Source organism: Mycobacterium sp. SMC-13 (genome assembly GCF_045311035.1).
In the GTDB taxonomy this organism is placed as follows: Bacteria; Actinomycetota; Actinomycetes; order Mycobacteriales; family Mycobacteriaceae; genus Mycobacterium.
Window position 1 is genome coordinate 147,255 of record NZ_JBJIAI010000001.1, and the last position, 22,613, is coordinate 169,867.

A 22,613-nucleotide genomic window follows, 5' to 3' on the forward strand; every position below is an offset into this window, starting at 1 on the left:
CACGACGTGCATGCCCGCGGGGTTCACCGGGAAGGTGAACCCCGCGGATTGCCGCGGTAATTCGTGTCAGATCACGAAGCCGCCGTCGATGTTCCAGGTGACGCCCGTGATGAATCCGGATTCGGGATGAGCCAGGTAGGCGACGGCGCTGGCGATGTCGCGCGGCTGCCCGTACTGGCCGGTCGCGATGAGGGGGCGGAGCTCGTCGGCGAAGTCGCCGGTGTCGGGGTTCATGTCGGTGGCGACGGGACCCGGCTGGATGGTGTTGATGGTGATGCCGCGCGGGCCGAGCTCACGTACCAGGCCGCGGGTCAGGCCGGCGACCGCGGCCTTGGTCAGTGCGTACACCGAGAATCCGGCGGTGGGCACCCGGTCGGCGTTCACGCTGCCGATGGTGATGATCCGGCCGCCGGCGCCCAGGTGCGGCACGGCGCGCTGGATCGCGGCGAACACCGCCTTCACATTGATGTCCAGCATCCGGTCGAAGTCCTCCAGCGGGAACGACTCGATCGGTGCGCCCTGCGCGACGCCGGCGTTGTTGACCAGGATGTCCAGGCCGCCGAGACGCTCGACCGCTTCGTCCACCGCTGCGGCGACAGCCAGCGCGTCCGCACTGTCGGCCTTGATGGCGGCCACTTTCGCGCCGCTCGCTTCGAGTTCGTCGACCAGGTCCTGCGCGGCGTCGGGCGACGACTGGTACGTGAACGCGACCGCTGCGCCGTCGGCGGCGAGCCGGCGCACGGTCGCGGCGCCGATGCCGCGGGAGCCGCCGGTGACCAGTGCGCGCCGGCCTGCGAGTGGGGCGTCTGAAGTGGTGCTCATGAGCTCTCCAAGTCGTGGGATGATTCTTCCGAACCAATCGGTTACTAAGTACGCTCAGCACAAGCTGCCAGAGCAGGGCTTCATTCCGAATTGTGGCCCAGATCACACCGGGAGGTTTGATGGCGATCGGCAGGCCCCGCGAATTCGACCCCGAGCGGGTTCTCGACACCGCGATGCGGCTGTTCTGGGCACGCGGCTACGACGGGGTGTCCATCAGTGACCTCACCACGGCGACCGGCATCAACCGCCGCAGCCTCTATGCCGAATTCGGTTCCAAGGCAGACCTTTTCCGCGCCGCCGTGCGGCGCTACCAGGCGGGACCCGGTGGCTACGCGGAACGCGCACTCGCTCTGCCGACCGCGTGGGAGAGCGCCTACGCCACCGTGCACGGCGCTGTCGACGCGTCGTCCGGGACAGCGGATCCGCGCGGCTGCCTGTTGGTACAGAGCGCCCTTGCCGCCGGCGACGAGGCCACCGCGCTGCACGCCGAGCTGGCCGGGCTGCGGGAGAACGGAATTGCCGAGCTGGCCGAACGATTCCGGGCCGCGCAGCTGGTCGGTGAACTACCCGGAGCGGACCCGCAGCTGCTGGCGCGCTGGATCGGGGCGGTGTGCCAGGGACTGGCGGTCCAGGCCAACGGCGGTGTCGAGCGCGACGAACTGCACGCGGTCGCCGATCAGGCGCTGCGCGCCTGGCCGGAACCGCGTCACGCCGCCGGGGTACCTGGCGTGTCCTCCTGAACGCCGGTGTTCACCGGTAGCGGCTCGGGCGCACGCCGCGACTGTCGTAGCCGGGCTTCGAGGCGGGTCGCCAATGCGGACAGCGCGAAGTTGAGGCTGATCATGAGCGCCGCGATCACCAAGAGTGCCGGGATGTAATTGCTGTACGCCGAACCGATGTTCGTGCCCTGGCGAACCATCTCGACAAAAGTGATCTGGTAGCCGATAGCGGTGTCCTTGAGCACCACCACCATCTGGGAAACCAGCACCGGCAGCATCGATGTCACGGCCTGGGGGAGCAGGATCAGCCGCAGCGTCTGGCCGGGCCGCAGGCCCAGTGCGACGGCGGCCTCGCGTTGTCCCCGGGGCAGCGCGTAGACGCCGGCCCGCACGATCTCCGCGATCACCGCGCCGTTGTACAGCGTCAGGCCCGTGATCACGCCGGCGAGTGCCAGCTGCCGCGACGGGAAGACGTCGTACAGCGCGTACAGGAAGTACGCGAACAACATCATGATCAGGACCGGGACGGCGCGGAAGAACTCGACGAACACCGAGCAGACCCACCGCAGCGCACGGGCATCCGACAACCGACCCATGCCCAACGCCAGACCCAGCACCAGCGCCAGCACGATCGACACCGCGGCCGCCGTCAACGTCCCCGCCACGCCCGGCAGCACGTACGTCGTCCACAGGTTGGCGGTCAGGAACGGATGCCACTTGGCTTCGGTCAGTTGGCCTTTGGACTCGAACTGCCACAACACCCAGCCGGCCATCGCGATGATCACCGCGACGATGACGGCGGCGAACAACAGGTTGCGCCGCTGCGCCCGCGGACCCGGGGCGTCATAGAGGACGGAAGCTTCACTCATCAGTGCCCGCCCTTCGCGCAAGCGCTCAATCGGTGTCCTCTGTTCTTCGCGCAAGCGCTCATCACCGCACCACCGCGTATCGCTTACCCAACCAACCGAACAACAACCCCAACGGCAACGTCAGGACCACGAAGCCGGCGGCGAAGATCGAGCCGACCGCCAGCAGCGCCGCGGTGTTCTCGATCATCTCCTTCATCAGCAGCGCCGCCTCGGCCACGCCGATGGCCGAGGCGATCGTGGTGTTCTTCACCAGGGCGATCAGCACCGAGCCGAGCGGGTTGATCACCGCGCGAAAAGCCTGCGGCAGCAGGATCAGCCGCAGGTTCTGGCCGAAGCTCAGGCCCAGCGAGCGCGCGGCCTCGGCCTGGCCCAACGGCACGGTGTTGACGCCCGACCGCAACGTCTCGCACACGAACGAGGCGGTGTAGACCGTCAGCCCGAGCGCCGCGAGCCGAAAGTTGCTGTCCACCACGGCCGTCGGTGAATGCGGGTCGACGAGGGTGATCCGCAGGGTGTTCCCGATACCGAACGAGCAGAACAGGATGATCAGTGTCAGCGGCGTATTGCGGACCACGTTGACATAGGCCGTGCCCAGCCAGCGCAGCACTGGCACCGGTGACAGCCGCATCGCCGCCAGCACGGTGCCCAGGATCAGTGCCCCGGCCGCGGCGAGCAGCGTCAGCTGGATGGTCGTCCAGAACGCTTTGAGGATCTTCCCGCCGTACGTGCCCCACAGGTCGACGCGCTTCGCGCCACCCGCTGCGTTGATGTTGGTGTCCAGCGGGGGAGGCGGCGGCGCCGACAGCCCGGCCGGACCCAGATTGCGGTCGAACGCGGCCTGCCACTCGCCGGACTTCTGCATCTTCTCGATGGCGTCGTTGATCTTCTGGCGTAATTCCTTGTCGCCCTTGAGCAATCCGATGCCGTACTTCTCCACCGAGAACGGCTTGCCGATCAGTTTGAACGCGCCCGGGGTCTGGGCCGCGTAGCCGGCCAGGATCACCTCGTCGGTGCTGAGCGCGTCGATGGCGCCGGTCTTCACGGCCTCCAGGCACGCCGAGTAGGTGTCGTACTGCTGCAGCTGCACACCCGGGTACTTGTCCTTGATGCGTTGCGCCGGTGTGGAACCCGACACCGAGCACAGCTTCTTGTGGTTCTGCAGCGACTCGACGCTGGTGATCTCGTTGTTGTCGGCGCGCACCAGCAGGCTCTGGCCGGTGACCAGATACGGCCCGGCGAACGACACCTTCTGCTTGCGGGCGTCGGTGATCGAGTAGGTGGCGACGATGAAGTCGACCTGGTGGTTCTGGATCAGGTTCTCGCGCTGACCCGACGGCGCTTCTTTCCACTCGATGTCGTCGGGTTTGTAGCCGAGCTGGCCTGCGACATACTTCGCGACGTCGATGTCGAAGCCGGCCAGCGTGCCGTCCGGCTTCTTCGCGGCCAGACCGGGCTGGTCGAACTTGGTGCCGATGGTGATCTTCTTGCTGTTCGCGCCGCAGGCGCTCAGCGACAGCAGCGCCACGATCAGCACGGTGACCGCGGCCAGGCAGCGGAGTGTGCGCCTCACCAACTTCTGCCCAATCGATCGTTCCACGATCAGTGGTCCAGGATTTTGCCCAGGAAGTCCCGGGCCCGGTTCGACTTCGGCGCGGTGAAGAACTCGTCGGGCTCGGCGTCCTCGACGATGGTGCCGTCGGCCATGAACACCACCCGGTTGGACGCGCGGCGGGCGAAGCCCATCTCGTGCGTCACCACGATCATGGTCATGCCCTCGGTCGCCAGCGACGTCATCACCGACAGCACCTCGTTGACCATCTCGGGGTCCAGCGCGCTGGTGGGCTCGTCGAACAGCATGACCTTCGGGCCCATGGCGAGGGACCGGGCGATCGCGACGCGCTGCTGCTGACCACCCGACAGCTGTGCCGGGTACTTGTCGGCCTGGTTGGCGACCCCGACCCGCTCCAGCAGTTCCAGCCCCTTCTTGCGGGCCTCGTCCTTGTTCTTGCGCCGCACCTTCATGGGCGCGAGGGTGACGTTCTCGAGAATTGTCTTGTGCGCGAACAGGTTGAACGACTGGAACACCATGCCCACCTCGGAACGGAGCGTGGCCAGCTTGCGGCCCTCCTCGGGCAGGAGCTCACCGTCGATGTGGATCGATCCGGAGTCGATGGTCTCCAGCCGGTTGATGGTGCGACACAACGTCGACTTGCCCGACCCTGACGGCCCGAGCAGCACGACCACCTGTCCGCGCGGGACTTCGAGATTGATGTCCTTCAGCACATGCAGTGCGCCGAAGTGCTTGTTGACCCCCTTGACCGAGATCATCGGGGTGGCAGGTGACGGCTCGCCGGTGACCATGCGCACAGACACTACCCAGGTAAGCGACGGCGCGCGGATCACTCACAGAAACCCGGAAGCCCGTCGACAAATTTGGTATAAAACGCGCCGCCCGTACGATTGGCACGTGATTTCGACAGCGACTCCGGACGTGGAAGCTGACGCCGCGGAGTCCGCTACGGGTTCCGGCGCGGGGCGCACCTACCAGGTCCGCACCTACGGGTGTCAAATGAACGTCCACGATTCCGAGCGGCTCGCCGGCCTGCTCGAAGACGCCGGATACCGGCGCGCCGAGGACGGCGACGACGCCGACGTGGTGGTCTTCAACACCTGCGCGGTCCGCGAGAACGCCGACAACAAGCTTTACGGCAACATCAGCCACCTGGCGCCGCGCAAGCAGACCGACCCCAACATGCAGATCGCCGTCGGCGGTTGCCTGGCGCAGAAGGACCGCGACACGGTGCTCAGCAAGGCGCCGTGGGTCGACGTGGTGTTCGGCACGCACAACATCGGCTCGCTGCCGGTGCTGCTCGAACGCGCCCGCCACAACCGCGAAGCCCAGGTCGAGATCGTCGAGGCCCTCCAGGAATTCCCCTCGGCATTGCCGGCTACCCGCGAATCTTCTTACGCTGCTTGGGTTTCCATTTCGGTCGGCTGCAACAACACCTGCACGTTCTGCATCGTGCCGTCGCTGCGCGGCAAAGAGGTCGACCGGCGTCCCGGCGACATCCTCGCCGAGGTGCAGTCGCTGGTGGACCAGGGCGTCCTGGAGATCACGCTGCTGGGCCAGAACGTCAACGCGTACGGCGTCTCTTTCTCCTCGGATGAGCGCCTCCGGGAGAACCCGGACGCCTGGACCGACATCGAACGCGACCGCGGTGCCTTCGCCAAACTGCTGCGTGCCTGCGGCGACATCGAAGGGCTGGAACGCGTCCGGTTCACCTCCCCGCACCCTGCCGAGTTCACCGACGACGTCATCGAAGCCATGGCGGCCATCCCGAACGTCTGCCCGACGCTGCACATGCCGCTGCAGTCGGGATCGGATCGCATCCTCAAGGCGATGCGCCGCTCCTACCGGGCCGAGAAGTACCTCGGCATCATCGAGCGGGTGCGCGCCGCGATCCCGCACGCGGCCATCACCACCGACATCATCGTCGGGTTCCCGGGGGAGACCGAAGAGGACTTCCAGGCCACGCTCGACGTCGTCGAACGCGCCCGGTTCTCCAGCGCGTTCACCTTCCAGTACTCCAAGCGGCCCGGCACCCCGGCCGCCGAGCTACCCGACCAGCTCCCCAAAGAGGTTGTCTCCGAACGCTATATGCGGCTCATCGAGCTGCAGGAGCGCATCTCGTGGGAGGAGAACCTGGCCCAGGTCGGCCGCGAGGTCGAGCTGCTGGTGGCCACCGGCGAAGGCCGCAAGGATTCGGCCACCGAGAGGATGTCGGGCCGCGCGCGTGACGGCCGCCTGGTGCACTTCGCCCCGGGTGACGCCGACATCCGTCCGGGCGACATCGTCACCACGACCGTCACCGGTGCGGCGCCGCACCACCTGATCGCCGACACGCCGATCATCAGCCACCGCCGCACCCGCGCGGGCGACGCGCACGCCGCGGGCCGTAAACCCACCACCGGCGTAGGCCTGGGCATGCCGCAGATCGGCGCGCCGCCCGTCACGCCCGTAGAGCAGGGATGTTCACGATGAACGACACCAAGCCCGAACAGCCGACCGGCGGCTCGAACGGCGAATTCGAGGAATTCAAGGGCGACATCGATGCCGCGGAGCAGCGCATCGCCCGGGAGATCGACCCGGGCGGCCGCGCCATGGTCGTGGCGATCTGCGTCTTCGTGATCCTGCTGTCGTTCGTGCTGCCGCACACCGGCGCGGTCAAGGGCTTCGACGTGCTGCTCGGCGACCAGGTCGCGCTCGACGCGAAGATCCTGCTGCCGTCGCGGGTGTTCGTGTGGCTGATCCTGGTGTTCAGCGTCGGCTTCTCGATGCTGGCGCTGCTGACCCGCCGCTGGGGCCTGGCCTGGATCGCGCTGGCCGGCTCCGCCGTGTCGTGCTTCCTCGGCATGCTCGCCATCTGGTCGCGCAACACTGTCGTCAAGCCGTACCCGGGCCCCGGATTCGGGCTCTACCTGGCCTGGATCGCCGTCATCCTGCTGACGTTCCACTGGGCCCGCGTGGTGTGGTCACGCACCGCGGTGCAGCTGGCTGCCGAGGCACAGCGCCGCGAGTCGACCGCCGAGCAGCAGAAGCGCGGGCTGCTCGACGGACCGGACAGCCCTACTTCTTGATCGCGGCGTCCGCCGCTACTTCTTGATTGCCGCTGACGCGGCGTCGGCCCACTCACGCCACTGCGCCGCACTGGCCCGCGCCTTCTCGGCATCCTTCGCCTTGCCCGCGGCCTCGGCCTTCTCGGCCTGACGCTCGAACTGCTCGGCCCGCTCGCGGAACTGATCGGCCCGGGCCTGCGCCTCCGGGTCGCTCCACCCGCTCTGCGCGGCGTCGCGGATCTTCTTCTCGACGGCCCGCAGCCGGCGCTCCAGCTCCGCGGTGCGGTCGCGCGAGGCCTTGCCGATGGCGTCCCACTTGTCGCCGATGGCGCGGAACGCCGCACGCGCGGCGTCGACATCGCTGATGTCGATCTTCTCGGCCTCGGCCAGCAGCTCGGCCTTGGCGTCGGCGTTCGCGTTGAACTCGGCGTCCTTCTCGGCGTTGACCGCGTTACGGGCGCTGAAGAACGTGTCCTGGGCAGCCTTGAACCGCTTCCACAGCGCGTCGTCGACATCCTTGGCGGCGCGGCCCGCGGCCTTCCACTGCGTCAGCAGATCGCGGAACGTCGCGGCGGTGGCGCCCCAGTCCGTGGAGCCCGACAGCGCCTCGGCGCGCTCACACAGCGCCTCCTTGGCCTGCCGCACGCCGACCCGCTCGCGATCGAGCTCGGCGAAGTGCGAGCCCCGGCGCCGGTTGAACGCCTCGCGGGCCGCCGAGTAGCGCTTCCACAGCGCGTCGTCGACCTTGCGGTCCAGACCGGTGATGGTGCGCCACTCGTCGAGGATCGCGCGCAGCCGGTCGCCGCTGGCCTTCCACTGCGTGGAGTTGGCGCCGATCTCCTCGGCCCCGGCGGCCAGGGCTTCCTTGCGGGCGGTCTGGGCGGCGCGGTGCTCGTCGCGCTTGGCCCGCTCCTCCTGCGCGCTGGCGCCGGCCTGCTCGACGATGGTGGTCAGCCGGGCGGTCAGGGCATCGACGTCACCCAGTACCGAGGCCTCGGGCAGCGATTCCAGCAGCGTCGCGGCGGCCGACTTGATCTTGCGGGCATCGCCACTGCCGCTGCCGAGCCGGTGCTCCAGCAGTGCCACCTCGGTGCTCAGATCGTCGTACCGGCGGCCGAAGTGGGCGTATGCGGCCTCGGCGTCGCCCGCCTGCCACGACGCGATCTTGCGCTCGCCGGCGGCGGTGATCAGCCACACCGTGCCGTCGTCGTCGACGCGGCCGAAGCGGTGCGGATCGCACGTCGGCGGGGCGGCCACCGGCGGGGCCGGGGGATGGTGGGGGACGGCGCTCGGTTTGGGACCGGGGCGCGGCGGACCGGGCCGAGGAGTCGGTTTCGGGGTGTTGCCGGGTTCGGTGGTGGTCATCTCGTGCTCCTCATGCCCGCGCGTGGGGTGACCCACGCTTCTGCCGCGCGACGCGGCGCCGTCATCTGTTACTCGCACGCTATTCAAACAGGTCGACCCGCCGTCTGCGCAGGCGTTTGCCGGACTCGTTAGCGTGGACGCGTGCGTAGCGCCGGCCTGACACATATCGCGATCGTCCCGTCGGCCCCCATTCTGGTGCCTGAGCTGGCGTCCGGCGCCGCTGTCGAACTGGCCGATCTGACGGCCGCGGTGCGGTGTGCGGCGCAGGACCTGCCGTCGCGCTGGGTGGCGGTCGGTGTCGGTGCGCAGGATGACCGGGTGCCCGCCGACGCGGTCGGCACCTTCGCCGGTTACGGCGCCGACGTCCGGGTCGCGTTCACGCCGGGCCCGTCGGGTGCGGCGCGGCCGCTGCCGTTGTGCGCGCTGATCGCGGGCTGGCTGCGGGGGAGTGTGAACGCGGGGGCGACGGTCGACGTGCGGGTCTTCGCCGACGACCTGGCGCCGGAGGCGGCACTCGAGCGGGGCCGCGCGCTGCGCGCCGAGCTGGACGCGGCCGCCGAGCCCGTCGGTGTGCTCGTGGTCGCCGACGGCGCGAACACCCTGACCGCGGCGGCGCCCGGCGGCTTCGACCCCGATTCCGTTGCGCGCCAAGCGCAGTGGGACGACGCGCTCGCCACCGGCGACGTGTCCGCGCTCGCCGGCCTGTCCGGCGCGCTCGGCCGTGCCGCCTACCAGGTGCTGGCCGGGCTGGCCGGACCGGACCCCAAGGCGACCGAGCTGTACCGCGGCGCCCCGTACGGCGTCGGCTACTTCGTCGGCACCTGGATCCCCCAGTGAGGCCCATCGCGGTCGTCGGCCCCACCGGAACCGGCAAGTCGGCCCTGGCACTGGACCTCGCCGAACAGCTCGGCGGCGAGATCGTGAACGCCGACGCCATGCAGCTCTACCGCGGCATGGACATCGGCACCGCCAAGCTGACGGTGCCGGAGCGGCGCGGCATCGTCCACCACCAGCTCGACGTCCTCGAGGTCACCGACAACGCGACGGTCGCGAAGTACCAGGCGGCCGCCGCGGCCGACATCGAGGACATCGCCGCCCGCGGCGCCGTGCCGGTGATCGTCGGCGGGTCGATGATGTACATCCAGGCGCTGCTCGACGAATGGTCGTTCCCGGCGACCGATCCCGCGGTGCGGGCCCGGTGGGAGGACCGGCTGGCCGAGGTCGGGGTCACGGCGCTGCACGGCGAACTGGCGCGGGTCGATCCCGAGGCCGCCGCGTCGATCCTGAACACCGATGGCCGGCGCATCGTGCGGGCACTGGAGGTCGTCGAACTCACCGGCCGGCCGTTCGCGGCGTCGGCGCCACAGATCGGCGCGCCGCGCTGGGACACCCTCATCGTCGGATTGGACTGGGACACAGAGATTCTCGACGACCGCCTGCAGCGCCGTACCGACCTGATGTTCGCCACCGGGCTGGTCGACGAGGTGCTGGCGCTGCGCGCCCGCGGCCTGCGCGACGGCGTGACGGCGGCCCGTGCCCTGGGCTACGCACAGGTGCTGACCGCGCTGGACGCCGGTGGCGACGACGCCGCGATCACCGAGGCGCAGGAGCGCACCTTCATCGGCACGCGGCGCTACGTGCGCCGGCAGCGGTCCTGGTTCCGGCGCGATCACCGCATCACGTGGCTGGCCGGCGACGCGGAGGGGAACGCGGCCGAGACCATCCGACGGTGGCGCCACGTATCCTGAAGCTGTGCGGTTTTCGAAAGGGCACGGCACCCAGAACGACTTCGTGGTGCTGCCCGATGTCGACGCCGAACTGAACCTGACCCCCGCGGTCATCGCTGCGCTGTGCGACCGGCGCCGCGGACTCGGGGCCGACGGCCTGCTGCGCGTCACCAAGGCCGGCGCCGCGCACAACGCAGGCGTGTTCGACGACCTTCCTGACGGCGTCGCCGCCGACGACTGGTACATGGACTACCGCAACGCCGACGGCTCCATCGCCCAGATGTGCGGCAACGGTGTCCGGGTCTTCGCGCACTACCTGCGCGCGTCCGGGCTCGAGCACCGCGACGAATTCGTGGTCGGTTCCCTGGCCGGGCCGCGTCCGGTGGTCGTGCACGGCGCCGACGCGGTCAACGCCGAGGTGACGGTCGAGATGGGCAAGGCCCGTTCGTTCGGGCCCGGCAAGGCCGTCATCGCCGGGCGCACCTTCGCGGGCCTGGCGGTGGACGTCGGCAACCCGCACCTGGCCTGTGTCGACCCGTCGCTGAACATGGCCGGGCTCACCGCGCTGGATATCGCGGCGCCGGTGTCCTTCGACGCCGACCAGTTCCCCGAGGGCGTCAATGTCGAGGTGCTGACCGCGCCCGCCAACGGGGTCGTCGCGATGCGGGTGCACGAGCGGGGCGTCGGCGAAACCCGCTCCTGCGGAACCGGAACCGTCGCTGCCACGTTGGCAGCACTGAACCACATCGGCGCCGACACCGGCAGCCTGCGGGTGGTGATCCCCGGCGGCGAGGTCAGCGTGACCATCACCGAGGACACCAGTTTCCTGCGCGGGCCGTCGGTGCTGCTGGCGCACGGTGAACTCGCCGCCGAATGGTGGCACGAGAACGAAGGAAATTCAGATGCGCCCCGCTGACTTTGCGGGCACCATCGATAACTACCTATGACCTCTCCTTTCGATCCTGACAACACCCCCAGCGTCGGTGAACTGGCGCTCGAAGACCGCGCGGCACTGCGCCGCGTTGCCGGCCTGTCGACCGAACTGGCCGACATCTCCGAAGTCGAATACCGCCAGCTGCGCCTCGAACGCGTGGTGCTGGTCGGCGTGTGGACCGACGGCACGTCGGCCGACGCCGACAACAGCCTCGCCGAACTGGCCGCGCTCGCCGAGACCGCGGGCTCCGAGGTGCTCGAAGGCCTCATCCAGCGCCGTGACAAGCCGGACGCCTCGACCTACATCGGCTCCGGAAAGGCCCTGGAGCTGCGTGAGATCGTGCTCGCCACCGGCGCCGACACCGTCATCTGCGACGGTGAACTGAGCCCCGCCCAGCTGAACTCGCTGGAAAAAGTGGTGAAGGTCAAGGTCATCGACCGCACCGCGCTGATCCTCGACATCTTCGCCCAGCACGCCACCAGCCGCGAAGGCAAGGCCCAGGTGTCGCTGGCCCAGATGGAGTACATGCTGCCGCGACTGCGCGGCTGGGGTGAGTCGATGTCCCGGCAGGCCGGTGGTCGTGCCGGTGGCGCCGGCGGCGGCGTGGGTACCCGTGGCCCCGGTGAAACCAAGATCGAGACCGACCGGCGGCGGATCCGCGAGCGGATGGCCAAGCTGCGCCGCGAGATCAAGGACATGAAGAAGATTCGCGACACCCAGCGGCACAGCCGCCGGGCCAGCGACACCCCGTCCGTCGCGATCGTCGGCTACACCAACGCCGGCAAGTCCAGCCTGCTCAACGCCCTCACCGGCGCCGGCGTGCTGGTGCAGAACGCGCTGTTCGCCACCCTCGAACCCACCACGCGCCGGGGCCAGCTCGACGACGGCCGGCCGTTCACCCTGACCGACACCGTCGGGTTCGTGCGGCACCTGCCGACGCAGCTGGTCGAGGCGTTCCGGTCGACGCTGGAAGAGGTCGTCGACGCCGACCTGCTCGTCCACGTCGTCGACGGCTCCGACGCCGATCCGCTGGCGCAGATCAACGCGGTCCGCAAGGTCGTCGGGGAAGTCGTCGCCGAGTACGACATCGCCGCCCCGCGAGAGCTGTTGGTGGTCAACAAGATCGACGCCGCCGGCGATCTGGCGCTGGCCCACTTGCGGCGCGCGTTGCCGGACGCCGTGTTCGTGTCGGCGCACACCGGTGAGGGGCTGGACCGGCTACGGATGCGCATGTGCGAGCTGGTCGAGCCGACCGACGCCGCCGTCGACGTGACCATTCCCTACGACCGCGGTGACCTCGTGGCTCGCGTGCACGCCGAAGGTCGTGTCGAGGCCACCGAGCACACCACCGACGGCACCCGGATCAAGGGCTGGGTGCCGATGGCGCTGGCCGCCAGCCTCGGCGAGTTCGTCACCGCCTGATCAGGCGGCGGCCTTGGCCGGCTTGTCGGCCTTGTCGGCGGCCGGCTTCACGGCCTTGGGGGCCTTGACCTTCTTGTCCTTCTTCGGCTTCTTGGTCTTGTCGGTGGTCTTGTCACCGGCCTTGTCATTGGTCTTGTCGGTGGCGCCGGTCTGACCGTCCTTGGCCGGGTCGGTGCCGGGCTTCGGGTCCTGCTTCGGGCCGGTGGTGTCGGTGGTCTTTGGATCCGTCACCTTGGTGTCCGGGGTCTTGGTGTCGGTGTCCTTGGTATCGGCCGTCGTCGTCACCTTCGGTGCCGTGACGGGCGCGACCTTGGTGTCACCGGTCGGCGTGGCGGACACCGCCGTCGGTGTGCTCGACACGTTGCGGGCCGCCACCGTCGCCGGGGTCGGGGCGGGGGTGGTCGCGGCGATCGGAAGCTGCACCTTGCCGCCGGTGATGTCGCTGATCGCGGCCTTGACGCCCGCGCCGGCCGCATTGATCAGGTCCTGCGTCAGCGTGATCGGGTTGAGCAGCGGGATCAACCGGAACGGTGCCGGGACGCCGGGGCTGAGGCTGCGGTCGTAGCCGGTGTCGATGAGCACGCGCAGTACCGGCGAGACGAGGTCGACCAGCGGCTTGATGATGAAGCTGGTGTGGGTGAAGCCGCCGAACTCCAGGAACGGCCGCACGATCGGCAGGGTCTTGGTCGGGATCGTGATGTACGTGGTGTCGCCGTATGTGGTCTGGTTCTTGGGGTCGGTGAGGGCCGCCTCCAGTTCGGCCGGCGTGTACTCGAGATCGGGGATTTCACCGACGTCGCTGTTCGCGTTCGGTGCCAGATAGGTGCCGTGGGTGTACCAGAAACCGGCGATGGCATTGAGGTCGGCGAGCAGGTTGATCGGGTACAGCGGGAAGTCGGCGACGCCGTCGTACTCGAACGCGATGTCGGTGGTCTTGATGCCGGTGTTGGTGGGTGCCGGCAGGCCGAAGGTGACGTCCCAGATGGGCACCGTGCCGAGGAACGCCAGCCGTTCGAACAGGCCGCCGTTGGGCCGGTTGGTGTTGCCGATCATGACGAACGCCAGTTTGGCCTTCTGGGCGTCGGTCAGACCCGACAGGCTGGCCTTCTCGCGGCTGACGATGTTGCCGCCCTGCGAGTAACCGAAGACGATGATCGGATCGACGAGCGTCGCCGTCGGCAGCGCGGCCATCAGCGCGGTGTCGAGGTTGGCGAGGCCCTCACCCGTCGATTCGTTCCACTTGGCGCCGGAGAGGCCACCCCAGCCGGGCAGGGGAATCGGCCAGAACTGTGCGGGGTAGTTGATGCCCTGCAGGTTGCAGCTCGGCTGAGTGCACGCCGGGTTGAACGGTGCGATGTAGTAGTTGTCCGCGTTCTCACGGTAGCCCGGGACGATGTTCGCGTTGGGCGTGCCGGTGCCCGGGACGATCAGCGCGGTCGCGGCGAGGGTGAACGCGGCCGTGACCATCGACACCACGCCGAGCAGGACCGTGCCGAGCACCGTCAGCATCACGGCCAGCGTTGCGGGAATCGTGCGTCCGAGTGTGCGCATCCCTCGCCCCCTTTCGACGTCGCCGATCCGGTCATCGGCACCCGTTTCGCATCGTCGCACTGTGACCTGGCCGGTATCCGGTGTTTGCCGAAAATTTGTCGAGCGTGTCGATTCTTCGGTACGCCCGTACCGGTCGACCGTGGGTGAAATCACACCGCGGCGATACCGCTTGCGGGGCAAGGTGTTTGGCGCCGCGGGCGGGGCGGGGCCACGGGCGGTCGTCCGCAGGCGACTCGTTCGGCACTAGGCTTTGACCAACATCGGCTGCGCACCTTCGCAGGTCATGGCCGCCGATCACGTCGTGGAACGGCTGAGAGCCTTCAGTTCCCTCTGCACCAGCATTTCTCGCGGCGACCGATATTGCCGCCGGCATTGTCGACCCAGCGTGCCTGAAAGGCTGTAATCCCTCATGTCCGCAGAACAATCATCGTCGTTCGCCGAGCTCGGCGTTCCCGAGGCGCTCGTCGCCTCGCTCGCCGGACGCGGTATCGCCGCGCCCTTCCCGATCCAGGTCAGCACCCTGCCCGACACCCTCGCGGGCCGGGACGTGCTCGGCCGCGGCCGCACGGGCAGCGGCAAGACGCTGGCCTTCTCCATTCCGCTCGTGGCCCGGCTGGCCGGCGCCGCGCGACGCCCGTCGCGTCCCACCGGTCTGGTGCTGGCCCCGACCCGCGAGCTCGCCACCCAGATCGCCGCGACCGTCGAACCGCTGGCCAGCGCAGTCGGGCTGAACGTCACCACCATCTTCGGTGGCGTCTCGCAGAACCGTCAGGTTGCGGCGCTGCAGGCGGGCGTCGACATCGTCATCGCCTGCCCGGGCCGTCTCGAAGACCTCATGAAGCAGAAGCTGGTGAGCCTCGACGCCGTGCAGATCACCGTGCTGGACGAGGCCGACCACATGGCCGACCTCGGCTTCCTGCCGGGTGTCACCCGGATTCTGGCGGCCACCCCCGCCGGCGGTCAGCGGCTGCTGTTCTCGGCGACGCTCGACAACGGCGTCGACAAGCTGGTGCGGCGCTTCCTGTCCGACCCGATCACCCACTCGGTCGACGAGATCGACGCGCCGCCGCCGGCCATGACCCACCACGTGTTCCACGTCGCCGGTGCGGCGGAGAAGCGCGACCTGGTGCAGCGGCTGGCGTCGGGCACCGGCCGCCGCATCCTGTTCATGCGCACCAAGCACCAGGCCCGCAAGCTGGCCCGGCAGCTCACCGAGGCCGGCGTGCCGTCGGTCGACCTGCACGGCAACCTGTCCCAGCCGGCGCGCGACCGCAACCTGGCCGCATTCAGCTCGGGAGAGGCGCGCGTCCTCGTCGCCACCGACATCGCCGCGCGCGGTGTCCACGTCGACGAGGTCGAACTCGTGGTCCATGTGGACCCGCCCGCCGAGCACAAGGCATACCTGCACCGCTCGGGCCGTACGGCCCGAGCCGGGAGCGCCGGCGACGTCGTCACCGTCGTGCTGCCCGAGCAGCGCAAGGACGCCCAGCAGCTGCTGCGCAAGGCCGGTATCACCGCCCGTCCGCAGGAGGTCGTCGCCGATTCTGCGTCGGTGCAGGCGCTCGTCGGCGAGATCGCGCCGTACCGCGCGCCCGCACCCAAGGAGGCGCCCGCGCCGCGTGGCGGAAACCGGCCGGCCAAGACGGCCACTGCGGGTCAGGCGCAGCGTCGCCGCCGCCGCAGCACGGGTGGCCTGCAGGCTCCCGGGCGTGCGCAGTCGGGCCGTGCGCAGTCGCAGTCGGGCCGTTCGCAGTCGGGGCGTAGCCAGTCGGGACGTAGCCAGTCGCGCTAGTTCGTGCCCGGCGACGCGCCGGGTGTGGGCCCGCTCACAACCAACCGTCCGGTTGGGATAAGTTGGTGCAAACTTATCCAGTACCGGAGGTCTCGCATGGGTGTCATCAAGTACGACCGCACGTTGTTCGAACCTGAGCACGAGTTGTTCCGGGAGTCGTACCGCGCGTTCCTCGACCGGCATGCCGAGCCCTACCGCGAGGAATGGGAGAAGGCCAAGATCGTCGACCGCGAGGTCTGGCGCGAGGCGGGTAAGCAGGGCTTTCTCGGCATGGCCGTGCCGGAGGAGTACGGCGGCGGCGGGAACCCGGACTTCCGCTACAACGTCATCGTCAGCGAGGAGACCGCGGCGGGACGCCACAGCGGTCTGGGCTTCACGCTGCAGAACGACGTCATCGCGCCGTATCTGCTGGAGCTGGCCAACGACGAGCAGAAGCAGCGCTGGCTGCCGGGGTTCTGCAGCGGCGAACTGATCTGCGCCATCGCGATGACCGAACCGGGCACCGGCAGTGACCTGCAGGGCATCAAGACCCGCGCGGTCCGGGACGGTGACCACTACGTGCTCAACGGCTCGAAAACGTTCATCACCAACGGTATTCACGCCGACCTGGTGATCGTCGTCGCGCAGACCGATCCGGACAAGGGCGCACAGGGCTTCAGCCTGCTGGTGGTCGAGCGTGGCATGGCGGGTTTCGAACGCGGCCGTCACCTCGACAAGATCGGCCTCGACGCGCAGGACACCGCGGAATTGTCGTTCACCGATGTCAAAGTCCCGGTCGAGAATCTGCTCGGCGTCGAGGGCATGGGATTCGTCTATCTGATGCAGAACCTGCCCCAGGAGCGCATTTCCATCGCCGTGATGGCTGCTGCGGCGATGGAGGCCGTGCTGGAATCGACATTGCAATACGCCAAGGAGCGTAAGGCGTTCGGCAAGCCGATCGGCAGCTTCCAGAACAGTCGATTCGTGTTGGCGGAACTGGCGACCGAGGCGACGGCCGTCCGAATCATGGTCGACGAGTTCATTCGCCTGCATCTCGATCGAAAGCTGACAATCGACCAGGCGGCGATGGCCAAATGGTATTCGACGGAGGCGCAGGTCCGGCTGGTCGACCGCTGCCTGCAGTTGCACGGCGGCTACGGCTATATGCGCGAATATCCCATTGCGCGGGCATTCCTGGACTCGCGGATCCAGACCATCTACGGCGGCACCACCGAGATCATGAAGGAGATCATCGGGCGCGGATTGGGCGTTTAACTAATTGACCGTGCGGAATTTATTCGCATATCGATCCGCGACACACTGGTGCGTCACCGCCGGATATCCCGCACTATGGGCATGAACTGAAGCAAAGTTGACAGAATCTCTCGATCAAGAGAGTTTGTCTGACGGAATTGTGTCCGGAGTTTTGCCGACCGCGGGAGGAATTCGATGACCGGGCTGCGAACCCGCGGCGGATGGGCTGGTATCGGTGCCCTTTCTGTCGCGGTGGCATTGCTCATGGCGCCGACGGCATTTGCGACACCGGAAAGCGACGCCGACGCGGCGATATCCCACACCTGGGATGCCGCGGGCGGTGACACAGGTGAGCTGGGCGCCAAGGACGGCGACGTCTACCAGGTCGGCGCGGGGTTCGCGCAGAACTTCGCGGGCGGAAAGATCTATTTCAGCGAGAGCACCGGCGCTCATCTCATCTACGGCGCGATTCTCGACAAGTACCAGGCGCTGGGCGGCGCCGCCGACAGCGATCTCGGCTTCCCGACCATCGACGAGGGTGCGGGCAAGGCCACCGACAGCCGGAACAGCACGTTCAGCGCGGCCGACAAGCCGGTCATCTTCTGGACGCCCGACAACGGCGCCTGGGTGGTTCGCGGCGCCATCAACGCCGCCTGGGACAAGCTGGGCGGTTCGGCGGGCACCCTCGGCGTACCCACGGCCGACGAGTCCTGGAAGGGCGACGTCGTCACCCAGCCCTTCACCGGCGGTGAGGTGAGCTGGAACGCCAAGACCAAGACGTTCACCACCACGCCCGCCGACCTGGCAGGCCAACTGACCGGGCTGGACGTGCCGGGCGACGCGACGACGGCCATCGCCGCGGCACGCCGCGCGGCCGGCGGGCCGCAAGGCACGCTCGGGGACGAGCAGGGGGCCCAGTACAAGGTCGGCGACGGCGTGGCACAGAACTTCGCCGGCGGCACCATCTTCTATTCGCCGGCAACCGGGGCGCACGCGATCACCGGCGATGTGCTGGCCAAGTACCGCGCGGCCGGCGGACCGCAGGGCGATCTCGGCTTCCCGGCGAGCAACGAGACCGACGGCGGCATTTCCCCGACGAGCCGGATCGCCACCTTCGCCGCCGCCGACAACCCGGCGATCTTCTGGACGCCCGAGCACGGCGCGTTCGTCGTCCGTGGCGCGATGAACGCGGCGTGGGACAAGCTCGGCGGCGCCACCGGCAAGCTCGGCGCACCGACCGCCGACCAGACCGTCAACGGCGACGTCGTCAGCCAGAAGTTCACCGGCGGTTCGATCTCGTGGAACAAGTCCACCCGGGCGTTCAGCACCGAGCCCGCCGAGCTGGCGTCGCAACTGAGCGGCCTCCAGGTGCCCAGTGTCGATCTGCCGGGTGGCGTGACCTCGCAGGCCGATGAGTCCGGCAAGTGGTACCAGTTCCACTGGTGGTGGCTGCTGGCGATCATCCCGCTGTTGCTGGTGGTGGTCGGCATCGTGATCGCGGCACTGCTGCGGCGCCGGCGGAATGCCGGTCAAGACGCCGTCGACGACCAGGACGCGTACGACTACGACGACCACGAGTTCGGCGACGGCGAGTACGGCGACCCGCAGTATGCCGATGGCGGCGCCGACAGCGAGTACGGCGACGAGTACGCGGCCGAGGACCAGCAGTTCGACAACCCGCACGGCGGCCCCGCGTTCCAGAGCAACCCGGATGTCATCGACACCGCGCCGACGGTGTACCCGGATTTCGCGGCCGAACAGCCCACTGAAACGCCGGCCGAGACGGCCGAGGGTGAGTGGTCCGAGGAGGTGCCCGAGGCGCAGGCCGAAGCCGAGGCCCAGCCGGTGGACGCGGCCGAGCCCACCGAGCCGGAGCCGGAGCCGGACGCCGGCGAATCCGCCGACGAGCCGACGACATCGGTGCAACTGCCCGACGCCCTGCGTCGCGGCGGTGCGGCGGCAGGCCTCACCGCGGCCGGACTGGCGGGCTTCGCGGGCCTACGGCCCCGGGACCCCGGCGACCGCGTCTGGGCAGCGCCGGCCGACGGCCGGGACGCCGACTCCCAGGCCGGTGACGAGCGCGCGCCCGAGCCGCAAGAACAGGCCCCCGAGGTCGAGGCGGCTGAGACCCAGGCAGCGGAACCGGCCACCGAGACGCCCGTGGACGAGCCTCCTGTGCACGAGCCGCCTGCGGTCGCGACACCGCCGGAGGAGACGGTGGCGGCCGGTCCCGCCAGCGGCAGACACCATGCGCTGGGGGCCGAGGAACCCGAGACCGCGCAGATGTCGTTCCGTGTGGCCACCGGTGCCGAGCCGCCCGAGGGCTATGACATCAAGGCCAACACGGAGTCGGGTTTGTACTGGGTGCCCGGATCGCCCGGATATGCCGAAGCGCCTGTCCAAATCTGGTTTGCCAGTGAGGAATTCGCGGTCACCAACGGGTTCATCCGCGGCTGACCGGAGTCACGACTGAGCCCCGCTGCGAGCGACTGCAGCGGGGCTCATCTGTAGGTCTGGCCGGCGTCAGATCTTGCGGATGACGGTCACGACCTTGCCGAGCACGACCGCGTCGTTGCCCGGGATTGGATCGAACGCCGGGTTGTGCGGCATCAGCCACACCTGGCCCTTCGTGCGCTTGAAGGTCTTCACCGTGGCTTCGCCGTCGATCATCGCCGCGACGATGTCGCCGTTGTCGGCCACATTCTGCTGCCGCACGACGACCCAGTCGCCGTCGCAGATCGCGGCGTCGATCATCGACTCGCCGACGACCTTCAGCAGGAACAACGAGCCCTCGCCCACGAGCTCGCGGGGGAGCGGGAAGACGTCTTCGACGGCCTCTTCGGCCAGGATCGGGCCACCGGCCGCGATCCGGCCGAGCACCGGGACGAAGGTCGGCTCGGGCAGCGCGTCCGACCCGGCGACATCGGTGGTGATGGTGGCTCCGGTCGAATCGTCTGCGCCGCGCACGTCCACCGCGCGCGGGCGGTTCGGGTCACGGCGCAGGTAGCCCTTCTTCTCCAATGTGCGCAGCTGGTGGGCCACCGACGACGTCGAGGTGAGACCGACGGCGTCACCGATCTCCCGGATGCTGGGCGGATAACCGCGCGTGGTGACCGAGGTGCGGATGACATCGAGGATGGTCCGCTGGCGCTCGGTGAGGCTGCTGGACCGTCCGCCTGCCTGGGTGTCCGGGGTATCGGTGCTGTCGCTCATGGAGACGAATCTAGCCCAGCGCACCCGATTCATCAAACATGTGTTCGAGATCGGACGGCTCGGCGTGTCGCGGGCGTGATCCGGTGGTGACGTCGTGAAAAGGGTGGCGGAGTCGGGGAACGGAACTTGTCGGTGGGTGGTCGTATCGTTCGCAACAGTTCGATCACATGTTCTACCGTTCGAACATTTGGGCGATATAGTCGAACACAAGAGCGATCGAACCTATGTACGAACTCCTGAGAGGAACCGACATGACCGTCATCACCCGCGAATACCCGACCGACGTCGTCGTCCGCACCGTGCCTCGGCGTTCAGATGTCAACCGGCACCGCCAGGCCCGGCTGCGGCCGGCCGGCGCGCGTCCCTCGGGCGCGGCCTTCCGGCACCGCGGTACGGGCGTGCTGACGTCGCGTGCCTCGCACCGCCGCAGTCCGATCACCCCGTTGACCACGGTGATGCTGGCCCTGGTCGCGGCCGGGATCACGGTGTGGCTGGGTCTGGTGGCGCAGTTCGGTGAAGCGGTCCAGCCGACTTCTTCGACGGCCTCCGTGCCCGCGCAGCTCGCGGTGGTCCGGGTGCAGACGGGGGAGTCGATTCAGCAGGTCGCGCGGCGGGTGGCGCCCGACGCGCCGGTCAGTGCCGTCGTCGACCGCATCAAGGAGCTGAACAAGCTGCCGTCGGTGGCCCTGAACGCCGGGCAGACGCTGATCGCGCCGGTCGGCTGAGGACAGTCCGTGCGCGCGTCGATCGGCACGGCGCCCGGCCGCGTCAGAGCGGCACGGGTAGGCTCGAGACCGTTCGAAACGGTCGATTGTCGGTGCGGCGAAGGAGCGGTGATGCACTGTCCGTTCTGCCGGCATCCGAACTCGCGTGTGGTCGATTCACGAGAAGCTGACGAAGGGCAGGCGATTCGGCGTCGCCGGTCATGCCCCGAGTGCGGTCGCCGGTTCACCACGGTGGAGACCGCAGTCGTCGCGGTGGTCAAACGCAGCGGCGTCACCGAACCGTTCAGCCGGGACAAGGTGATCAAGGGCGTACGGCGCGCCTGCCAGGGGCGGCAGGTCGACGACGATGCCCTGAACCAGTTGGCGCAGAAGGTCGAAGATGCGGTGCGGGCCACCGGATCTCCCGAAGTGCCGAGCCATGAGGTCGGGTTGGCGATCCTCGGTCCTCTGCGTGACCTCGATGAGGTCGCCTATCTGCGGTTCGCGTCGGTGTACCGCTCTTTCTCGTCCGCGGAGGACTTCGAACGCGAAATCGAGGCGCTGCGGGCGCACCGCGGTGTGACGTCGTCGGGCTGACGGCAGCTAGGTCGCGCTGCGCTCGTCGGTCTCCATGGCGTCGAGAACCGCATACTTCGTATCTTGCGGGGCGTCGATCGATTTCGCGGTGACGCCGGTCTGCAGAAGTCCGCGCAGCGCATCACGGTCGTAGACCGACGGCGCCGTCGTGTCGATGAATTCCTCGATGAGTTTCACGAACCGGTCGGGGTCGTCGTGAAATGGGAAATGTCCTGAGTTGTCGAAGAACTCGAGCCGGGAGCCCGGCATCGCGGCGTGGGCGAGTTCTCCGTGGGCGGCCGGGATGACGGCGTCCTGGGTGCCCCAAACCAATTGCACCGGAATGGCTTCGGTCAAATAACATCGGTCCAGCATCGTGACCACCTGGCCGCGCCAGTCGACCACTGCGCGCAGGGTCCGGGCGAAGGCGGATGAGGCCTTGGGTTCGGGCAGGTCGTTGAGGATCCGCAGCATGTTCGGCAGGTCGTGGCCCAGGCCGGTCGACCCGAGCAGCGCTCCGCCGAGACGCCCGGCGAGCTGAAGGGCGGGCAGTACCAACGGGATTCGCAACAGTGCCAGCGCTTCAGTGCCCAGGGGCAGCGCCGCGAGTCGCAGTGCGATGTTCACGTCGCGGGTGACACCGCCGGCACCGACCAGCACGAGGCGATCGACCAATTGCGGGAACTGATAGGCGAACTGCATGGCCACGCCGCCGCCCAGTGAATGGCCGACGACCGTCACGCGTTCGATGTCGAGCACGCTGAGCAGGTCCCGCATGCCGTTGGCGTACGCCGCCACCGAGTAGTCGGCGCGCGGTTTGTCGGACTGGCCGTGGCCCAGCAGGTCCGGGGCGATGACGGTGAACCGCTGGGCGAGGCGCGTCTGAACGGTTTCCCACGTGGTGGAGTTGTCGCCGATGCCGTGGATCAGCAGAATCGCCGGCCCCGAGCCCGCCACCCGGTACGCGCGGCGGTAGCCATGGATGGTGCGGTACTCCAGCCGCGGCGTCACGTCACGCACCGAGTGCAGGTTGGGCTTTCCATCGGGCATCGTCCCAGCTCCTTCCCAT

At 68.7% G+C, this 22,613-nt stretch carries 20 protein-coding genes and 1 pseudogene; 12 read left to right on the forward strand and 9 right to left on the reverse strand.

What is annotated here, in order from left to right; translation table 11 throughout:
• Positions 1 to 66: 66 nt before the first annotated feature.
• Positions 67 to 822, reverse strand: a complete 756-nt coding sequence (locus tag ACJH6I_RS00735) for a 3-oxoacyl-ACP reductase family protein (RefSeq protein WP_061006857.1) — start codon at positions 820 to 822, stop codon at positions 67 to 69.
• A gap of 119 nt (positions 823 to 941) precedes the next feature.
• On the opposite strand from ACJH6I_RS00735, the gene ACJH6I_RS00740 reads away from it, so the two are divergent.
• Complete coding sequence (locus ACJH6I_RS00740) at positions 942 to 1,562, forward strand: TetR/AcrR family transcriptional regulator (RefSeq protein WP_133426066.1); 621 nt, start codon at positions 942 to 944, stop codon at positions 1,560 to 1,562.
• On the opposite strand, the gene ACJH6I_RS00745 is transcribed toward ACJH6I_RS00740, so the two are convergent.
• From ACJH6I_RS00745 to ACJH6I_RS00760, 4 genes and pseudogenes are all read right to left on the reverse strand, one after another.
• A complete protein-coding gene (locus ACJH6I_RS00745; RefSeq protein ID WP_064857493.1) occupies positions 1,529 to 2,410 on the reverse strand; it encodes an amino acid ABC transporter permease in 882 nt (293 codons plus the stop codon). The genes ACJH6I_RS00740 and ACJH6I_RS00745 overlap by 34 nt on opposite strands.
• 61 nt (positions 2,411 to 2,471) lie before the next feature.
• The gene (locus tag ACJH6I_RS00750) at positions 2,472 to 3,146 is read right to left on the reverse strand and encodes an amino acid ABC transporter permease (protein WP_237162797.1); all 675 of its coding nucleotides are present in this window, start codon (positions 3,144 to 3,146) and stop codon (positions 2,472 to 2,474) included.
• A 39-nt stretch (positions 3,147 to 3,185) separates the two neighbouring features.
• Positions 3,186 to 3,944: pseudogene (locus tag ACJH6I_RS00755) on the reverse strand (glutamate ABC transporter substrate-binding protein); the annotation flags it as partial.
• Positions 3,945 to 4,009: 65 nt separating this feature from the next.
• Positions 4,010 to 4,738, reverse strand: a complete 729-nt coding sequence (locus ACJH6I_RS00760) for an amino acid ABC transporter ATP-binding protein (RefSeq protein ID WP_165605466.1) — start codon at positions 4,736 to 4,738, stop codon at positions 4,010 to 4,012.
• Positions 4,739 to 4,901: 163 nt separating this feature from the next.
• Between ACJH6I_RS00760 and miaB the strand changes: the two genes are divergently transcribed.
• Together miaB and ACJH6I_RS00770 are read left to right on the forward strand one after the other, a co-directional pair.
• On the forward strand, positions 4,902 to 6,452 hold the full coding sequence (gene miaB / locus ACJH6I_RS00765; RefSeq protein ID WP_406783703.1) for a tRNA (N6-isopentenyl adenosine(37)-C2)-methylthiotransferase MiaB: 1,551 nt from the start codon (positions 4,902 to 4,904) through the stop codon (positions 6,450 to 6,452).
• Positions 6,440 to 7,048: a hypothetical protein gene (locus ACJH6I_RS00770; RefSeq protein ID WP_406783582.1), complete on the forward strand. Its 609-nt coding sequence runs from the start codon at positions 6,440 to 6,442 to the stop codon at positions 7,046 to 7,048. The genes miaB and ACJH6I_RS00770 overlap by 13 nt, the downstream gene beginning before the upstream one ends.
• Before the next feature lie 15 nt (positions 7,049 to 7,063).
• Here the strand turns inward: ACJH6I_RS00770 and ACJH6I_RS00775 are convergent, their stop codons facing one another.
• Positions 7,064 to 8,392, reverse strand: a complete 1,329-nt coding sequence (locus ACJH6I_RS00775) for a DUF349 domain-containing protein (RefSeq protein WP_406783583.1) — start codon at positions 8,390 to 8,392, stop codon at positions 7,064 to 7,066.
• A 141-nt stretch (positions 8,393 to 8,533) separates the two neighbouring features.
• Between ACJH6I_RS00775 and ACJH6I_RS00780 the strand changes: the two genes are divergently transcribed.
• From ACJH6I_RS00780 to hflX, 4 genes are read left to right on the forward strand one after another with little or no spacing between them, the layout of a single operon-like run.
• Positions 8,534 to 9,229, forward strand: a complete 696-nt coding sequence (locus ACJH6I_RS00780) for a hypothetical protein (protein WP_406783584.1) — start codon at positions 8,534 to 8,536, stop codon at positions 9,227 to 9,229.
• On the forward strand, positions 9,226 to 10,140 hold the full coding sequence (gene miaA, locus ACJH6I_RS00785; RefSeq protein ID WP_406783585.1) for a tRNA (adenosine(37)-N6)-dimethylallyltransferase MiaA: 915 nt from the start codon (positions 9,226 to 9,228) through the stop codon (positions 10,138 to 10,140). Before ACJH6I_RS00780 ends, miaA begins: the two co-directional genes overlap by 4 nt.
• 4 nt (positions 10,141 to 10,144) lie before the next feature.
• Positions 10,145 to 11,035 (forward strand): diaminopimelate epimerase, encoded by an 891-nt coding sequence (dapF, locus tag ACJH6I_RS00790; protein WP_406783586.1) that lies wholly within the window; start codon positions 10,145 to 10,147, stop codon positions 11,033 to 11,035.
• Positions 11,036 to 11,062: 27 nt separating this feature from the next.
• Positions 11,063 to 12,475 carry a GTPase HflX gene (gene hflX, locus ACJH6I_RS00795; protein ID WP_061006451.1) on the forward strand — a complete coding sequence of 471 codons (1,413 nt, stop codon included), beginning with the start codon at positions 11,063 to 11,065 and terminating at the stop codon, positions 12,473 to 12,475.
• On the opposite strand, the gene ACJH6I_RS00800 is transcribed toward hflX, so the two are convergent.
• On the reverse strand, positions 12,476 to 14,026 hold the full coding sequence (locus tag ACJH6I_RS00800; RefSeq protein ID WP_406783587.1) for a PE-PPE domain-containing protein: 1,551 nt from the start codon (positions 14,024 to 14,026) through the stop codon (positions 12,476 to 12,478).
• A 409-nt stretch (positions 14,027 to 14,435) separates the two neighbouring features.
• Here ACJH6I_RS00800 and ACJH6I_RS00805 point away from each other — a divergent pair, with 409 nt between their 5' ends.
• From ACJH6I_RS00805 to ACJH6I_RS00815, 3 genes are all read left to right on the forward strand, one after another.
• Positions 14,436 to 15,818, forward strand: a complete 1,383-nt coding sequence (locus tag ACJH6I_RS00805) for a DEAD/DEAH box helicase (protein ID WP_212811722.1) — start codon at positions 14,436 to 14,438, stop codon at positions 15,816 to 15,818.
• 96 nt (positions 15,819 to 15,914) lie between these two features.
• Entirely contained in the window at positions 15,915 to 17,072 is a 1,158-nt protein-coding gene (locus ACJH6I_RS00810) for an acyl-CoA dehydrogenase family protein (protein WP_212811721.1), read from the forward strand.
• A 174-nt stretch (positions 17,073 to 17,246) separates the two neighbouring features.
• Complete coding sequence (locus ACJH6I_RS00815; protein ID WP_318984391.1) at positions 17,247 to 19,508, forward strand: hypothetical protein; 2,262 nt, start codon at positions 17,247 to 17,249, stop codon at positions 19,506 to 19,508.
• 66 nt (positions 19,509 to 19,574) lie between these two features.
• On the opposite strand, the gene lexA is transcribed toward ACJH6I_RS00815, so the two are convergent.
• Entirely contained in the window at positions 19,575 to 20,264 is a 690-nt protein-coding gene (lexA, locus tag ACJH6I_RS00820) for a transcriptional repressor LexA (RefSeq protein ID WP_212811719.1), read from the reverse strand.
• 251 nt (positions 20,265 to 20,515) lie between these two features.
• Here lexA and ACJH6I_RS00825 point away from each other — a divergent pair, with 251 nt between their 5' ends.
• Complete coding sequence (locus ACJH6I_RS00825) at positions 20,516 to 20,989, forward strand: LysM peptidoglycan-binding domain-containing protein (protein WP_318984392.1); 474 nt, start codon at positions 20,516 to 20,518, stop codon at positions 20,987 to 20,989.
• Positions 20,990 to 21,100: 111 nt separating this feature from the next.
• Positions 21,101 to 21,565: a transcriptional regulator NrdR gene (nrdR, locus tag ACJH6I_RS00830; RefSeq protein ID WP_138248984.1), complete on the forward strand. Its 465-nt coding sequence runs from the start codon at positions 21,101 to 21,103 to the stop codon at positions 21,563 to 21,565.
• 6 nt (positions 21,566 to 21,571) lie between these two features.
• Here nrdR and ACJH6I_RS00835 read toward each other — a convergent pair whose 3' ends face one another.
• Entirely contained in the window at positions 21,572 to 22,594 is a 1,023-nt protein-coding gene (locus ACJH6I_RS00835) for an alpha/beta hydrolase (protein WP_318984393.1), read from the reverse strand.
• Positions 22,595 to 22,613: the final 19 nt, after the last annotated feature.